This is a genomic window from Acidovorax sp., assembly GCF_046294525.1.
Taxonomy (GTDB): Bacteria; Pseudomonadota; Gammaproteobacteria; order Burkholderiales; family Burkholderiaceae_C; genus Acidovorax.
Window position 1 is genome coordinate 101212 of sequence record NZ_JBKBKQ010000008.1, and the last position, 16159, is coordinate 117370.

The 16159-nt window shown below is 66.3% G+C and carries 13 protein-coding genes and 2 tRNA genes; 7 read left to right on the top strand and 8 right to left on the bottom strand.

Going from position 1 to position 16159, the window contains the following annotated elements; translation table 11 throughout:
* Nucleotides 1–79: 79 nt before the first annotated feature.
* From ACK4HJ_RS10275 to ACK4HJ_RS10285, 3 genes are all read left to right on the top strand, one after another.
* Nucleotides 80–976 (top strand): intradiol ring-cleavage dioxygenase, encoded by an 897-nt coding sequence (locus ACK4HJ_RS10275; protein ID WP_409830755.1) that lies wholly within the window; start codon nt 80–82, stop codon nt 974–976.
* 68 nt (nt 977–1044) lie between these two features.
* Nucleotides 1045–1347 (top strand): hypothetical protein, encoded by a 303-nt coding sequence (locus ACK4HJ_RS10280; RefSeq protein WP_409830757.1) that lies wholly within the window; start codon nt 1045–1047, stop codon nt 1345–1347.
* Between the two features lie 270 nt (nt 1348–1617).
* The gene (locus ACK4HJ_RS10285; RefSeq protein WP_409830759.1) at nt 1618–2883 is read left to right on the top strand and encodes a DNA topoisomerase IB; all 1266 of its coding nucleotides are present in this window, start codon (nt 1618–1620) and stop codon (nt 2881–2883) included.
* Between the two features lie 84 nt (nt 2884–2967).
* Here ACK4HJ_RS10285 and ACK4HJ_RS10290 read toward each other — a convergent pair whose 3' ends face one another.
* The 4 genes from ACK4HJ_RS10290 to fumC form a co-directional block, all read right to left on the bottom strand.
* Complete coding sequence (locus ACK4HJ_RS10290) at nt 2968–5013, bottom strand: TonB-dependent siderophore receptor (protein WP_409830860.1); 2046 nt, start codon at nt 5011–5013, stop codon at nt 2968–2970.
* Nucleotides 4902–5333 (bottom strand): secretin and TonB N-terminal domain-containing protein, encoded by a 432-nt coding sequence (locus ACK4HJ_RS10295; protein ID WP_409830761.1) that lies wholly within the window; start codon nt 5331–5333, stop codon nt 4902–4904. Before ACK4HJ_RS10295 ends, ACK4HJ_RS10290 begins: the two co-directional genes overlap by 112 nt.
* A 296-nt stretch (nt 5334–5629) precedes the next feature.
* On the bottom strand, nt 5630–7057 hold the full coding sequence (locus tag ACK4HJ_RS10300; protein WP_409830764.1) for a sigma-70 family RNA polymerase sigma factor: 1428 nt from the start codon (nt 7055–7057) through the stop codon (nt 5630–5632).
* Nucleotides 6999–8384, bottom strand: coding sequence for a class II fumarate hydratase (gene fumC, locus ACK4HJ_RS10305; RefSeq protein ID WP_409830767.1), 1386 nt, complete (start codon nt 8382–8384; stop codon nt 6999–7001). Before fumC ends, ACK4HJ_RS10300 begins: the two co-directional genes overlap by 59 nt.
* 437 nt (nt 8385–8821) lie before the next feature.
* Between fumC and ACK4HJ_RS10310 the strand changes: the two genes are divergently transcribed.
* The 4 genes from ACK4HJ_RS10310 to ACK4HJ_RS10325 all read left to right on the top strand — a co-directional run bounded on the left by ACK4HJ_RS10310 (nt 8822) and on the right by ACK4HJ_RS10325 (nt 14327).
* Entirely contained in the window at nt 8822–10975 is a 2154-nt protein-coding gene (locus ACK4HJ_RS10310) for a putative bifunctional diguanylate cyclase/phosphodiesterase (RefSeq protein WP_409830770.1), read from the top strand.
* A 145-nt stretch (nt 10976–11120) separates the two neighbouring features.
* Nucleotides 11121–11483: a hypothetical protein gene (locus ACK4HJ_RS10315; protein WP_409830772.1), complete on the top strand. Its 363-nt coding sequence runs from the start codon at nt 11121–11123 to the stop codon at nt 11481–11483.
* A 195-nt stretch (nt 11484–11678) separates the two neighbouring features.
* Nucleotides 11679–13253 carry a fumarate hydratase gene (locus tag ACK4HJ_RS10320; protein WP_409830775.1) on the top strand — a complete coding sequence of 525 codons (1575 nt, stop codon included), beginning with the start codon at nt 11679–11681 and terminating at the stop codon, nt 13251–13253.
* A 168-nt stretch (nt 13254–13421) separates the two neighbouring features.
* Nucleotides 13422–14327, top strand: a complete 906-nt coding sequence (locus ACK4HJ_RS10325) for a glutamate racemase (RefSeq protein WP_409830778.1) — start codon at nt 13422–13424, stop codon at nt 14325–14327.
* An 84-nt stretch (nt 14328–14411) separates the two neighbouring features.
* Here ACK4HJ_RS10325 and ACK4HJ_RS10330 read toward each other — a convergent pair whose 3' ends face one another.
* The 4 genes from ACK4HJ_RS10330 to ACK4HJ_RS10345 all read right to left on the bottom strand — a co-directional run bounded on the left by ACK4HJ_RS10330 (nt 14412) and on the right by ACK4HJ_RS10345 (nt 16009).
* Nucleotides 14412–14939: a M48 family metallopeptidase gene (locus ACK4HJ_RS10330; RefSeq protein ID WP_409830781.1), complete on the bottom strand. Its 528-nt coding sequence runs from the start codon at nt 14937–14939 to the stop codon at nt 14412–14414.
* 89 nt (nt 14940–15028) lie between these two features.
* Entirely contained in the window at nt 15029–15661 is a 633-nt protein-coding gene (locus tag ACK4HJ_RS10335) for a DUF6806 family protein (protein WP_409830784.1), read from the bottom strand.
* Nucleotides 15662–15698: 37 nt separating this feature from the next.
* A tRNA-Leu gene (locus tag ACK4HJ_RS10340) sits at nt 15699–15791 on the bottom strand.
* Between the two features lie 142 nt (nt 15792–15933).
* A tRNA-Gly gene (locus ACK4HJ_RS10345) sits at nt 15934–16009 on the bottom strand.
* Nucleotides 16010–16159: the final 150 nt, after the last annotated feature.

The following is a 16159-nucleotide window of genomic DNA, read 5'->3' on the forward strand; positions in this document are numbered from 1 at the left end:
GGCGCGCAAGGCAGGCTCCCAGATTTCTCCTCAATCGGTGGGCACAGCGCGGGCCATCCCCACTTGCAGGAGCCCTCCCATGCCCCGTCTTTCCGCCTCCGCCCAGCCCCGCCTCGCCACCGTCCCGCTCATCCCTGGTCCTGCCCCGCAGGGCCTGTCGTCCCCGGCCAACCGGCGCCGCGCGCTGGGCGCGCTGGGCTCTTTGGGCTCGCTGGGCGTGGCCACGCTGCTGGGCTGCGGCGGGGGTGGTGACAACGCAGCGACTGATACGACGGACACGACCGGTACCGGTACAGACGCCAGCACCGGCACGGGCACCGGAACCAGCACCACTTGCTCCGTCGTACCCGAAGAAACCGCCGGCCCCTACCCGGCCGATGGCTTCACGGCCAGCAATGCCACCTACAACGTACTGGCACTCAGCGGCATCGTGCGCTCGGACATCCGCAGCTCCATCGGCTCGTCCACCCCTGTCGGCGGCGTGCCGCTGACGATCAACATCACGCTGACCAACACGCGGGCCAACTGCGCGCCGCTGGAGGGCTATGCCATCTACCTGTGGCATTGCACGCAGGATGGCAACTATTCGGTGTACTCGTCGAACAACATTGCCGACAACTACCTGCGCGGCGTGCAGGGCACCGACGCCAACGGCACCGTCGTCTTCACCACCATCGTGCCGGGCTGCTATGCGGGCCGCATGCCCCACATGCACCTGGAGATCTATCCCACGGTGGCCTCGGCCAACAACGCGCGCAACAAGGTCAAGACCACGCAGCTGGCCTTCCCAACCGCGCTCCTCAGCAGCATCTACGCCAGCAACGCGGGCTACAGCGCCAGCGTGCGCAACCTCCCCTCCATCACCTTCGCCACCGACAACGTGTTCAGCGACGGCACCGACCTGGAGATGACCACCATGCAGGCCAACAGCAGCGGCGGGTACTCCGCCAGCATCACGATTTCCATTGCGGCGTAAGCCAGTCCCGGCGCAACGGCGCCATCGGTCATCCTTTCGTACGACGTTTTTCAACCACCGACACCACCATGTCCACCCCACGCACCGCCACCGCACGCACCACCACCCTCAGCGCGACCATCTCGCGCACCGTTTCCTGTATCGCCCTGTGCGGCTTCATGACCGCCGGCTTTGCGCAGCAGGGCCGCCCCACACCACCGTCGCCCCCGCCCGAGGCCTATACCGCCTGCCAAGGCAAATCGGAAGGGGACACAGTCACGCTGACCCTCCCGGACGGCAAGGCGCTGGAAGGCACCTGTCGCACAATCAACGGCGCGCTGGCCGCTGCGCCTGCGGGCAGGCCCGGCGGCCCCGGCGCACCGGGCGGCTAGAGCCTGCAGCCCCGGGCTGCCGCGACGGACAAGGGCTACCAGTGACTGAGAGGGTGCGCAAGGGGATTCGACGGCGCTCTCTATTTCATAGCTGCTAGCGCTTATGCATAAAGCGCTAGAGGCCAATTTCATTCAAATACTCACCATTAGCCCTGTGGATTGGGGAGCCTGCCGCCCACCCCCGTACACGCAGCGCGCCTACACCACACGCGGGCGCGCGGCGGTGTGATGGGTGGCCCTCTTGCGGGCGCTACCTGCCGTCGCTCCACGATGCCTTCGCCCATACCAGCCCAACCCGTCAAACACGCGAAAGCCGCGAAACCCCGCGGTACTGCTCCAACCGCACGTACCGCCCACCCCACCGCCCCCCCTTCTTCAGCCGCCGCGCCGCCGCGTCCCCAGCCACTGCCCGGCGGGCTGGTGTATGTCAGCCCCTCGCTTCCCGGCCTCACGCGCATACGCAGCGGAGCCAAGGCGTTTCGCTACCGCCTGCCAGATGGCCAGTGGCTGAAGGACCCCGAGGAGATCGCGCGTATCCAGCGCCTGGCCATTCCGCCCGCCTACACCGATGTGTGGATCTGCCCCCTGCCCCACGGCCACCTGCAGGCCACCGGCCTGGATGCGCGCGGGCGGCGCCAATACCGCTACCACCCTGACTGGCGCCAGCAGCGCGACGCCGGCAAATTCGAGCACATGCAGGCCTTTGGCCGCGCGCTACCCCGCATCCGCAGCCGCGTGGCACGCGACCTGGCCGCGCATCGCAAGGGCCGGCCGCTGACGCGCACCCTGGTGCTGGCCACGCTGGTGCGCCTGCTGGACACCACCTACCTGCGGGTGGGCAACGAGGAGTACGCGGCCAGCAACCGCTCTTACGGGCTGACCACGCTGCGCACACGGCACGCACGGTTGAAGGGCAGCCAGCTGACGCTGCGCTTTCGCGGCAAAAGCGGGGTGCAGCAGGAAGCCGCGCTGGACGACCCACGCGTGGCCCGCGTGGTGCGCCGCTGCCAGCAGCTGCCAGGACAGGAGCTGTTCCAGTACGTGGACGAAGACGGAACGCCGCGCACCGTGGGGTCGAGCGACGTGAACGACTACCTGCGCGAGATCACCAAAAGCCGTGGTGCGGGGGACGGCGAGCATTTCACCGCCAAGGACTTCCGCACCTGGCACGGCACCGCGCAGGCGCTGGAGCTGACGCGTCTGGCCTGCACACCCCAGGCCGGCTGCGACGACACAGGGGCCGATGCCCGCCAGCGCTACAGCGCCAAGGCCATCCTGGCCGAAGTGGCGCGCCAACTGGGCAACACGCCTGCCGTGTGCAAAAAATCGTACGTGCACCCTGCCGTGCTGGAACTGGGCACACGCCTGGCGTCCGACGCGGGCCCCGGTATACAAGCCGTGTGGGACCGGCTGGGCGGTGCGGCATCGCCACGCGGGCTGAGCGCGGCGGAGCGGCGGCTGCTGGAGTTTTTGCGCAAACCGCGCCGCGAACGCCCTGTACGAACGGAGCGTACTCTGCGCACCACCCCGCCCTAACGCAGTGCGGGCAGTTCACTGCAGGCCGCGCAGTGAGTGCAGCCATATCCCCACACCCCTCAGCGCGAGCCGGGTGAGTCGCCGCTACCAGCGGTACGAAGCGGACAGCGTGGCCGTGCGCGGGTTGCCGTCGCGGCACTGCGCGCCGTTGCAGATCAGGAACTGCTTGTTCGCCAGATTGCGCACGTTCAGCGCAACGCGCCAGGGGCCCTGCTGCCAAGCGAGCATGGCATCGACAACGCTGTAGCCCGGCACGCGGTAGGCATTGGCCGTGCCGTCCACCATGTCACCCGTGTAGCGCAGGCCAGCGCCCACTGTCCACTCAGGCAGGCCCCAGGCTGCCAGCTGGTAGTTGCCCCACACGGAGGCCTGGTGGTAAGGCACCTCTGCAGCCCGGCGGCCCACCTCGTCGGGACGGTTGCTGCGGGTGATGCGGCGGTCGGTGTAGGCGTAGGCGCCCACCAGCTCCAGATGGCGCGTGACGGGGCCGCGTACCTCCAGCTCGGCCCCGCGGGACCGCGCCTGGCCCGTCTGCACGTTGAACAGCGGGTTGGCCGGGTCGGGCGTGAGCACGTTGTCCTGCCGCAGGTCATACACAGCTGCCGACAGCAGCATCCCGCCCTCGCCCTGCGGCTGCCAGCGCACGCCCACTTCAAACTGTTCGCCCTCGGTGGGCTTGAACCGCTGGGCCTGCGCATTGACGCCACCCTGCGGTTGGAACGACTGGCTGTAGCCCGCAAACGGCGCCCAGCCACCCGGGGCCAGATACACCACGCCCACGCGCCCGGTGAACGCATCGGTACGCTCCACCGACCACGGACCGGCCGTGAAGAAGGGCCGCGTGCGGTAATCGCTCCAATCGTGGCGCAGGCCGGCCAGGGCCACCCAGCGCTCGCCTAGCTTGATCTGGTCTTGCACATACAGGCCCGCCTGCCAGCGTTGCGATGTTGACGAGAACGCCAGCGGTGCAGGCGCCCCGGGCACGGCGCCGTACTGCGGCTGGTACAGATCCAATGGCGCGAGCGAGCGGGCATACCACTCCGACTCGGAGCGGTAGCGCGTGTAGTCCAACCCGGCAATCAGGGTGTGCTGCACGTCGCCGCTGCGCCAGCGCTGCTGCCAGCTGGTGTCCGAAGAGAAGCCCCGCACGCGCTCGAACTCGTCGATGGCACGGCGCTGCACGCGCGTGGGCACAGCCGCATCGGCCGTGGTGTTGGTGAAGAAGATGTCGGCTTCTGAATCAAAGAAGCGCAACCCCTGGCGGATGCTGGCCTGTTCGTTCACCTGGTGTTCGAACAACGCCGTGAGCGTGGTCTGCTCTACATCCTGCCGGTCAAAACCGGGCTCGCCCACAAATCGGAACCGCGCAATGCGCTGCCCGCCCGGGCCCGGCAGCAGCGTGCCCACCTGCGGAAGCGGGTAGGAATAGCCCAGGCGCCGCTGCTGGTGCTGCAGCAGCAGCGTGAGCGACGTGGCCGCCGAGGGCTGCCAGCGCAGCGCGGGTGCGATGTAAAGGGCATCGTCCTGCAAGGGGCGCACGGGCGTATCGCTGTCGCGGCCCAAGGCCGTGAGGCGCCAGGTCCAGTCGCTGCCAGGGGCTACCTCGCCACCCAGGTCAACGCCGATCTGCTTGTGCCCGTAGGTGCCAACCTCGGCCACCACCTCGCGCACGGCATCGGCCGTGGGGCGTTTGCTGACCGTGGCCAGCACGCCGCCAGGGGCCGACATGCCGTACAGCACCGACGCCGCGCCTTTGACCAGCTCCACACGTTCCAGCCCATAGGGCTCCTGTTTGCCGGACGCCCAGGAGTTGTCCGACACCTTGAGCCCGTCAGCAAACAGGCTGCCGTTGCGCGCGTCTGCCCAGAAGCCCCGGCTGTAGATCGCGTCGTAAGAGCCGCTGTAGCCCGACACGGGGCGCACGCCTGCCGAGTATTCAAACGCCTGCTCCAGGTCACGCACGCGCTGCACCTGCATCTGATCTGCCGTGATGACGGTGACGGTCTGGGGCGTTTCGATCAGCGCGTGTCCGTTTTGGTGGCGGTGGCGCTGCGCCGGGCCACCAGGCCGCGCACGGGGCCCGTGGCAGTTTCCACCTCCGCCTCGGCGGCCACACGCACCTCGGGCAATGCGGCATTGCTATCCATTGGCGCGCGCTCCAGCACCAGCGTGGCGCCATCGCGCCGCATGCGCAAACCACTGCCGCGCAAAAGCTCGGCCAGCGCCGCATCTGGGCTGCGGGCGCCCTGCACGGGCTGGGCGCGGCGGCCCTGCACCAGGTCGGGCGGGTAGGCCAGTTGCGCACCCGACTGGCGCGCGAACTGCGCCAGCGCTTCAGGCAGCGGCTGTGCAGGAATGTTGAAAGTGGCCGCCGCCGTTGGGGCCGTGGCCGCCATGCCCTGCGCGCTGGCAACAGGCCCCTGCACGGCCGCCACAGCCAATATGGCCATGGCCAGGGTATGGCGTGCAAAACGACAGGGCCTTGATGGCGGGGATGGAAGAGATGGAAGGAATGGCGCAAAGCCCGGTGTGAGATGCTGGGGTCGGTTCATGGTGTGTCGTCCTTTCCCCAATACAACGAACAGGCACAGTCACTTCCTGAACCCATATGCACGCCGTCTGCACCAGACGACGTAAAAAATCAAAATTCATAGCTGCCAGCGCTTGCTGGATAAGCGCCAGAGGCCAATTTCAATTAGAAAAATCTCGCCCAGGGTCTGCAGGCCATGGCGCACCCCGGGGTGCCTCATCGGCCGGCCACCTGCCACCGCCCGTCCACCACTCGCACCTGCACCGGCACCACGGCAGGCAGCGCACGCACGAAGTCATCGGCCTGCGCAATGCGCACCTGGCCCGTCAGGCGCAGCACAGCGGCTTGGGCATCGAGGTGCACGGCGCGCGGCAAATAGCGGCGCAGCCGCTCCACCGCTTCGGCCAGCGGGACATCCGTGAAGGCGAGCACACCATGGCGCCACGCTGCCGCGTCGCGCACGGTCGAACTTGTCTGCATCACAGGCACCCCTGGCTGCACGCGCAGGGTTTGACCGTCGCCCAACTCGCGCGTGTCCACCACACCTCCCTCCGGCCCGATCGACTCCACCCGTACGCGGCCCAATTCCACTTGCACATCCACCCCGCCTGCGCTGCGCTCCACACCAAAACGGGTGCCCAGCACCGTGACGCGCACCGCACCGTGGGTCACTTCGTCGAGCACCTCCACCACAAAGGGGCGTTCGGGGGCTCGCACCACGTCGAAAAACGCAGCACCCGCCAAAAGATGCACACGCCGCAGGCCCGCGTAGTACGCCATATGCACGCGGCTTTGCGCGTCCAGCGTAATGCGGCTGCCATCGGGCAGCGGGTGGTCGCGCAGCGTTTGCGATCGGCCTGTGGAGGCGACCTGCTGCCACTGCGCTACGGCCACGCGCCACCACCTCCAAGCGCCCAGCCCGCTCACCGCCAGCCCCGCAACGCCCAGCAGCGCGGCCAGCGACCGGCGCCTGCCCACGCGCGCAGGCGCGTCGTGTGGCACCACGGCCCCAGGCGCACGCCCCGCTGAATGCCAGTGCTCCATGGCCGCTTGCACGCGGTCCATGGCCAGCATCATGTCGCGCTCCACCATGTTGCGCGAGATGCCGTAGTCGGCAGCCAGCGCGCCTTGGTCCTCCCCGTTGACGCGGTGGCGCAAAAACACCTGGCGCGCCCGCTCGGGCAGCGTGGCGAGCGCGGCTTCGACGGCTTCCACCGCCTGGCGGTACATCAGCGCCTCGCATTCGTCCGGCCCATGGGCAGTCACAGCCCCCAGGCCTCCGCTGCCCGGCCCGTCGCTCTGCGCATGGCGCGCCACGACGCCCGCGTGGCGCTGGCGGTCGATGACCAAGTTGCGCGCCATCGTGAACACATAGGCGCGCGCTTCGGACTCACACGCCACGGGCCGCTCGCCACGCAGGTCCATGTCGGCCAGGCGCAGCCACGTGTCGTGTGCCACGTCGCGCGCGTCGTCGGCATTGCCAGTGCGGCGCGACAGGTAGCGCAGCAGATCGCGGTAGCTGTCGCGAAAGCTGGCCAGCAGCGCAGACGAAGGCGGTGCAGCGGTATTACTGCCCGGCCCCACGTCAGCGGCCGACCATGTGGCCCGGCACCACCCACTGATCGAACTGCTCGCCCGTGACATGGCCCGACGCCACTGCGGCTTCGCGTAGGCTGGTGCCTTCCTTATGCGCCTTCTTGGCGATGAAGGCAGCCTTGTCGTAACCGATGTGGGTGTTGAGTGCGGTCACCAGCATGAGCGAGCGGTCTACCAATTCGGTAATGCGCTCGCGGTTCGGCTCGATGCCCACGGCGCAGTGGTCGTTGAAGCTGACCATGCCGTCGGCCAGCAGGCGCACGCTCTGCAAAAAGTTGTGCGCCACCAAGGGGCGGAACACATTGAGCTCGAAGTTGCCAGATGCCCCGCCGAAGTTGATCGCCACATCGTTGCCAAACACCTGCGCGGCCAGCATGGTCACGGCTTCGCTCTGCGTGGGGTTGACCTTGCCGGGCATGATGGACGAGCCGGGCTCGTTCTCGGGGATGCTCAGCTCGCCGATGCCGCTGCGCGGGCCGCTGGCCAGCCAGCGCACGTCATTGGCAATCTTCATTATGCTGGCGGCCAGGGTCTTGAGCGCGCCGTGCGCATGCACCAGCGCATCGCAGCTGGCCAGCGACTCAAACTTGTTGGGCGCCGTCACAAAAGGCAAACCGGTGAGGCGTGCCAACTCGGCGGCGGCCTGCTCGGCATAGCCCTTGGGCGCGTTCAGGCCCGTGCCCACAGCAGTGCCACCCAGGGCCAGTTCGCACAGGTGGGGCAGCGCGGCGCGCACGTGGCGCTCACCATGGTCCAGTTGCGCCACGTAGCCCGAGAACTCCTGGCCCAGCGTGAGCGGCGTGGCGTCCTGCAAGTGCGTGCGGCCGATCTTGACGATGCCGTCAAAGTCCTGCGCTTTTTGCGCAAGCGTGGAGCGCAGCTTGGCAATCGCGGGCAGCAGCTTGCGTGTAAGCGCCTCCACGGCCGCCACATGCATGGCGGTGGGGAACACGTCGTTGCTCGACTGACTGCGGTTCACGTCGTCGTTGGGGTGCACCAGGCGGCCGGCGCCGCGCGGGCCACCCAGCAGTTCGCTCGCGCGGTTAGCCAGTACCTCGTTCACGTTCATGTTGGTTTGCGTGCCGGAGCCGGTCTGCCACACCACCAGCGGGAACTCGCCCGCATGCTGGCCGGCAATGACCTCATCGGCCGCGGCCACGATCGCCTCGGTCTTTTTGGCGTCCTGCAGGCCCAGCGCATGGTTGACCACGGCGGAGGCGCGCTTGACCTGGGCCAGGGCCTTGATGATCTCGCGCGGCTGCTGCTCGCCCGAGATGTCGAAGTTCTGCAGTGAACGCTGCGTCTGCGCGCCCCAGAGCTTGTCGGCTGGGACATCGATGGGGCCAAAGGTGTCGCTTTCGGTGCGGGTGGTCATGGGAGGGATCTCCTGAGGAAGGCGGGCGGACAAAGTGATGGACGCGCCCCGGGCCATGCGCCAAGGCGGACCGCGAGGATATTCCAGAATAGAACAATTCTCATTTGCACAAAAACATCCCACACCGTAGCCCGGGCCGGCGCGCGCTCGAAGGCCATTGTGGGCACCTCCCTCTAAAGCATTCGGGCATGAAATTGCAACAAATTGGTACAATTTGTGTGCTATTGGGCCCACAAATAGCGTCTGAGCGGCATTTCCGCGATGCCCCCCGGCCTTCTTGTTCGAGGCCCTCCAGCCCGGCGCTTCCCCGGCAGCCCCCTGTACTCTATCCCCTCGCTCCGCCTCACGGCAGCCAGCCTCCTCGTTTTTTTCGTGCTGGCTGATAGCCCTTGCGGCGCGCTGACCCGATCACTCACACTTCTTTCCCGGACAGCCCCATGAGTTCGTTCATGCCCTTCAGCTACAACTTGTACGTAGTGGCAGCGTCGTTTGCCATTGCGATGCTGGCGTCCTATGTCACGCTGGACCTGGCGGGGCGCGTGCGCACGTCTCAGCGGCGCGTGGGAATCGCGTGGTGGGCTGCGGGGTCTTTGGTGATGGGTACGGGGATCTGGTCCATGCACTTCCTGGGCATGCAAGCTTTCCAGTTGCCCATTGAGATTGGCTTTGGCGCAGGCCTGACCCTGCTGTCCTGGCTGGCGGCCGTGGCCGCTGCAGCGGTAGCCCTGGGATTGGCGAGCCGCGAGCGCTTCGGCCCCCTGCCGCTGGCGCTGGGTGCGCTGGCGATGGGCGCGGGCATCAGTGGCATGCACTACATCGGCATGGCCGCGATGGACATGGTGCCGGGAATTGTGTGGAACCTAGGCATCGTCGCGTTGTCGGTGCTGATTGCCGTGGCGGCGTCTGCGGCGGCGCTGCTGATCTTCCAGCTGCTGCGCCGGGTGCGGCCATCGCGTCGGGTGGCCTGGCAGGTGGCCGCCTCGTTCGCGATGGCGATCGCCATCTGCGGCATGCACTATACGGGCATGGCTGCCGCCAGTTTTGTGGCGGGGACGGTCTGCCGCAGCGCCGGCGCCCTGGGCGGCCCGGGACTGACAGCGCTGGTGCTGATCGCCACGGGCATGCTGCTGATCAGCACGCTGTTCACCTCCATCCTGGATGCGCGGCTGCAGAGCACGGCACAGAACCTGACCCGGTCACTGAAGGAGAGCAACGCGCGCCTGCGGGCCGCCAATGACGAGCTGCAAAAGCGCGCCTTTGCAGACGCCCTCACCGGTCTGCCTAACCGCTTGCTGTTTGAAGACCGGCTGATTCATGCCCTGCTGCGGCTGGACCGCACCAACCACCTGCGCGTGGTGGACCGGCTGGCCGTGCTGTTTGTGGACCTTGACGGGTTCAAGCCCATCAACGACTCATTCGGCCATGCTGCGGGCGATGCCATTCTTCGCAGCGCGGCCGACCGGCTGCGTCAGGAGGCGCGCGAGTGCGACACCGTGGCCCGGGTGGGCGGCGACGAATTCCTGTTGCTGCTGGAGGACGTGACCGATGTGGCTGCGTGCGTTTCGGTGGCCAACCGCGTGCTCGCGTCGCTGTCACGCCCCTTTGAAGTCTCGGGCAAGCAGGTGCAGATCACCTGCTCTATCGGCATTGTGGTGCACCCCGATCACGGCGATCGCACCAAGCTGGTCGCCAACGCCGATGCGGCCATGTACGCTGCCAAACGCGCGGGCGGCGGCTGCTACACGCTGTTCGAGCCGCACATGGGCTCGGATGCATCCGAGCAGCTGGAGCTGCAAAGCGACCTGCGCCTCGCCATAGATCGGGGTGAGCTGCAGTTGCACTACCAGCCCAAGATCGACGGCACGCGCGGCCAGATCAGTGGTGTGGAAGCCCTGCTGCGCTGGAACCATCCGCGCCACGGCATGGTGAGCCCCCTGGTGTTCATCGGGCTGGCAGAGCGTTTCGGCCTGATCAACAAGCTGGGCAACTGGGTGATCAATGAAGCCTGCCGCCAGACAGCCGAATGGGCCCGCAGCGGGATGCGAATGCGGGTGGCCATCAACCTGTCGGTGCACCAGCTGCGCGAAAGCGGCCTGGCGGACCGCATCGAGCACGCGTTGAAATTCCATGGCCTGGATGCGTCGCAATTGCTGTGCGAGATCACGGAGTCCGTCGCCATGGAGGACATCAAGGCAACACAGCGCACATTCGACGGGCTGGCGCGCATTGGCGTGTTCCTGTCCATCGACGACTTTGGTACGGGGTATTCCAGCCTCAACTACCTGCGCCAGCTGCCGGCGCAGCAGCTCAAGATCGACCGCAGCTTTGTGAACGACCTGGAAGGCAGCGAGGATGCGCGGGCGGTGGTCAGCGCCGTCGTGAGCCTGGCCCATGCGCTGGGCCTCAAGGTGGTGGCCGAAGGCGTGGAGACCGCGGGCCAGCGCGACATCCTGCTGGCCATGGACTGCGACGAACTGCAGGGCTTCTTCTTTGCCCGCCCCATGCCGGCGGATTCGCTGCTCGCTTGGTCGCAAGGGGACAAGCCGACGGGCGCCGTGGATTTCACGCCGTCGGTCATCGGCTCGCTGTGACGCCTCAGCAAGGCCGCTGGGCCAGGGGTGTACGCGCGCCCCGCCTCCCTATCAATAGTCGGCATGTTCTTACACCGTGCAGACGCCAGCGGGCACACCATGGTGGCGCAGCGACTTTTTTCGCTGCGAATCCCCGGAGAACACCATGGCCAAAAGCAGCTTGCTCGGCATCGATGCCGACAACCTTTCCCCTCTTCACAGCGCCAAGGGCAACGACAGCCTGGGCCCTAGCGATGCATCCGACTCGGGCAGCGACAGCGCCGGTCTGTACGGCACCGACCCCGACAACGATACCGACCGCCACGGAACCGGTGAACGCGCGAGCGTGGAGCCCGAGCTGGAACTGGAGGCGCGGGACATCCTGCCGGACCACGTTGAATCGCTGGAGACGGACGATGAGACGCCCGGCAGCCGCGACGTGCGCGCGGGCGCCGACCGCTACCCGGATGACGACCCTGCGGACGACCTGGAGGCGGATCCAGAATCTGGCGACAGCGCGGATACGTGATGTGAAAGAGGAATGCCGCGGGTCCGCGCGGCGCTGTGTCTGTCTGTGAGGCAGTGACGCTCTGCGGGTTCAGGCAGATCGTCGGCTCGGCATTGGCACACATGTCCGTGCCAGCGCCGTGACAGCAGGGGGGTGGGATAATTGCGGGTTGCGTGCCCCGGCATGCGTCCGTTCCCGCCTCACGACAGAACCACGATGACCACCACCATCCAATACGACGACCTCGTCGAGTCGATTGCTGCCGCGCTGCAGTACATCTCCTACTACCACCCCACCGACTACATCGCCCACCTGGCCCGCGCCTACGAGCGCGAGAAGAGCCCGGCGGCCAAGGACGCGATCGCGCAGATCCTGACCAACAGCAAGATGAGCGCCACCGGCCAGCGCCCCATCTGCCAGGACACCGGCATCGTCAACGTGTTCCTGAAGGTGGGTATGGACGTGCGCTGGGAAGGCTTCGATGCTGGCGTCGATGGCAAGCCCTGCAGCCTGGATGACGCCATCAACGAAGGCGTGCGCCGGGGCTACAACCACCCCGACAACACGCTGCGCGCCTCGGTCGTGGCCGACCCGCAGTTCGCCCGCAAGAACACCAAGGACAACACCCCCGCCGTGATCTTCACCGAGATCGTGCCCGGCAACACCGTGGACGTGACGGTGGCAGCCAAGGGCGGCGGCTCGGAGAACAAGTCCAAGATGTACATGCTCAACCCCGGCGACAACGTGGTGGACTGGGTTCTGAAGACCGTGCCCACCATGGGCGCTGGCTGGTGCCCGCCTGGCATGCTGGGCATCGGCATTGGCGGCACGGCCGAGAAGGCGGTGCTCATGGCCAAGGAAAGCCTGATGGACGACCTGGACATGTACGAGCTGCAGGCCAAGCAGGCCAGCGGGGCCGAACTCGACAATGTCGAAAAGCTGCGTCTAGAGCTGTTTGAAAAGGTCAACGCCCTGGGCATTGGCGCACAAGGCCTGGGCGGCCTGACCACCGTGCTGGACGTCAAGATCAAGATGTACCCCACGCACGCGGCCAGCAAGCCGATTGCGATGATTCCCAACTGCGCCGCCACGCGCCATGCGCACTTTGTGATGGACGGCTCGGGCCCCGTGTACCTCACGCCCCCCAGCCTGGACCTGTGGCCCAACGTGGACTGGGCGCCCGACTACAACAAGAGCAAGAAGGTCAACCTCGACACGCTGACCAAGGAAGAAGTCGCCAGCTGGAAGCCCGGCGACACGCTGCTGCTCAACGGCAAGATGCTGACCGGCCGCGATGCCGCCCACAAGCGCATCCAGGACATGCTGGCCAAGGGCGAGAAACTGCCTGTGGACTTCACCAACCGCGTCATCTACTACGTGGGCCCTGTGGACCCGGTGAAGGGCGAGGCCGTGGGCCCTGCAGGCCCCACCACCGCCACGCGCATGGACGGCTTCACCGAGATGATGCTGGCCCAGACCGGCCTGATCGCCATGGTGGGCAAGGCCGAGCGCGGCCCGGTCGCCATCGAGGCCATCAAAAAGCACCAGAGCGCCTACCTCATGGCCGTGGGCGGCGCCGCCTACCTGGTCTCCAAGGCCATCAAGACCGCCAAGGTCGTGGGCTTTGCCGACCTGGGCATGGAAGCGATCTACGAGTTTGACGTGGTGGACATGCCCGTGACCGTGGCCGTGGACGCTGGCGGCACCAGCGCCCACATCACCGGCCCGGCCGAGTGGCAAAAGCGCATCGCCTCGGGCGAGTTCAAGGGCATTGAAGTGGCGACGGCCTGAGACCTGGCCCAGCATCCAGCCGGCGCCAGTTCGGCACTGGCGCCAGGGCACACGCCCTCCAAACCGCCTTCGGGCGGTTTTTTCACGGGCGCTCGCCGCGCTCTGCAGCGCCGCCTCCTCTTACCTACAATCCACATCTTCGTCCAACAGCCAGAGCTTGGTTTCTTGATGCCACAAGCCTCCTCCCCCATCGGTGTTTTTGACAGTGGCGTCGGTGGACTGAGCGTGTTGCGCGCGCTGCAGGCCGCCATGCCCCACGAGCGGTTTGTGTACCTGGCCGACAGTGCCCACGCGCCCTACGGCGAGCGGGGTGACGCGTACGTGGCGGCGCGCACCCATGCCATCACGCAGTACCTGCGCGAGCAGCATGGCATCAAGGCTTTGGTGGTGGCCTGCAACACCGCTACGGCAGCCGCCATCCATGAAGTGCGCAGCAGTCATCCCACGCTGCCCTTGGTCGGTCTGGAGCCCGCCATCAAGCCCGCCCTCGCGGTGACCAAAACAGGGCACGTGGGCGTGATCGGCACCCGCGGCACGTTGACCAGCGCCAAGTTCGGCAAGCTCATGGCCTCGCTGGCCGGCGAGGCCCATTTTGTGGTCCAGCCCTGTGACGGACTGGCCCACGCCATCGAGCGCAGCGTGGCGCAGCCCGTGCCTGCCGTCGAAATGACTCGCAACACCGCCCCGCCACCGCCGGCAAGTACTGAAACCGGCGCCCTCTGCAAGCGCTACATCAGCGCCATGGGCGCCTTTGGCAGCGCCACGGGCCAGATGGATACGCTCGTGCTGGGCTGCACCCACTACATCTTTGTGGCCCATGAGTTGCGCGCGCTGGTGGGCCCGGACGTGCAATTCATTGAGACCGGCGAACCCGTAGCCCGCCAGACGCGGCGCGTGCTGGAAACTGCAGGCCTGTTGCACCACGCCGAGGGCCCGGTATCGCCGCAGGGCGGGCGCTGCGCCACGGACCACATCCGCTTGCTGACCACAGGGCCCGTGGCGATGCTGCAAGCGGCTGCTAAACGGTGGCTCGGGCTGCCGCCGCAGTGCTGCCAGTCTGTCCAAGTGCCTTGATTTGATAAAAATCTGGCTCTAGCGCTTATTGGATAAGCGCTGACAGCTATCAAAAATATAGTATCCGGCTGCCTGCAAACGGATTCAGGACAGCTCGCCTGCCCACAGCCGCGTGCCCGCATGCTCCACGTGCGTGAGGTACAAGCGCAGGTCGAACTCGTACTGGTGGTACTGCGGCTCCATGTGGGTGCACAGCTGGTAGAAGGCCTTGTCGTGGTCCTTCTCGCGCAGATGGGCCAGTTCATGGACCACGATCATGCGCAGAAACTCTTCCGGCGCCTGCTTGAACATCGCGGCAATGCGGATCTCGTGCTTGGCCGCCAGCCGGTTGCCTTGCACACGCGATACCGCCGTGTGCAGCCCCAAGGCGTGGCGTACCACGTGGATCTTGTTGTCGAACAGTACCTTGTTCACCGTTCCCGCATTGCGCAGGTAGCGGGCTTTGAGCTCCTGCGCATAGTCGTACAGCGCCTTGTCGCTGCGCACTGCGTGCGGCCGGGGATATTTGCGCTGCAGTATGTCGCCCAGCCGTCCCTGCGCCAGCAACTCACGCGCCTGATCCTGCAAGGCTGCAGGGTAGGAGCGCAGATAGGGAAGGTCTGAAAGAGTCATGGCACGTGCGAGGACATCCCGCAATCCAAGGCGCACTCTGCGGCAGCGGCAGGATGCGCCCGCTGGCTGCCAGCAGGAGTTGCGGGATATCAGTGCAGGTGACGTGGGCGGCGGCCACCCCCTCCACCATGGCCGGCACCGGGGCCGCCAGAGCCGCGGGGGGGCTTGCCAATCTCCAGCGAGTTGACCAGAGCGTCGAAACGCTGGCTGAACAGCTTGTCGATTTCTGCCACCACACCGCCCAGCTCGGCGCCGTCAAAGTGGCGCTCCATCATGTTCACAACGTCCTGCACCAACAGGTCCCGCTGCACCTGCATGATGGCCGCCGGCGTGGGGCCCACAAACAGCATGACAAAGTCGTCGCGCGACTCGGCGCCCTGCTCTTCTTCGTCCTCGTCAAAATCGGTGTCGTAGAAGGTGACCTCGATGGCTGCGCCTTGCTCGGACAGCTCATTGAGGTTCATGCACATCTCGTCGAGCGACTGGCGGAAGTCCTCATCGCCTCGCACCGTCCAGCACACCTGCAAAAGGCGCTCCTTGGAATCGAAGGTGATGCCAGGCTCTTCCTCATAGGCACTGGCCGCGCCTTCGGCCAGAGAACGGGCTCCGGCGTATTTCCACAAAGGCTTGAGGGCATCCTGGAGTTGGTCAAAACTGACATCGGCCCGCATGGGAACCTGTCCGTGGACGTGGATTTCGAAGGGAGCGTTGTAACTTGACATGATTGAATCCTGGAGCCCGCACTGAACAGGCTCTTCGTGGTGCCCCGAGCCGGGGTCGAACCGGCACGCCCCTTTTCAGGAAAGCGGCGGATTTTAAGTCCGCAGTGTCTACCAATTTCACCATCGGGGCGCCGGCTGCTCAGCGCACACCTGCGTCGCAGCGTAACCCGGGCAGCGCACGCGCGCAATGCCCTGTCGCATCTGTGGTCACAGGCTATAGAACCTGTGCACCACCAAGAAAAAAGGGAAGCCTAAGCTTCCCTTTGGAAATTTGGAGCGGGAAAAGAGTCTCGAACTCTCGACCTCAACCTTGGCAAGGTTGCGCTCTACCAACTGAGCTATTCCCGCATTTGCCTGCTTCCTCAGACGTAACCGTCAGAACGAATCAGCAAGCCTCAAATTATATCGCTTTTTTGACCACATCCGATTGCGAGCCAAAAATTACCAACCAATCACCAACCTTCAATCTCCTCGACATCGCCTGAGCCGACCCGTGAA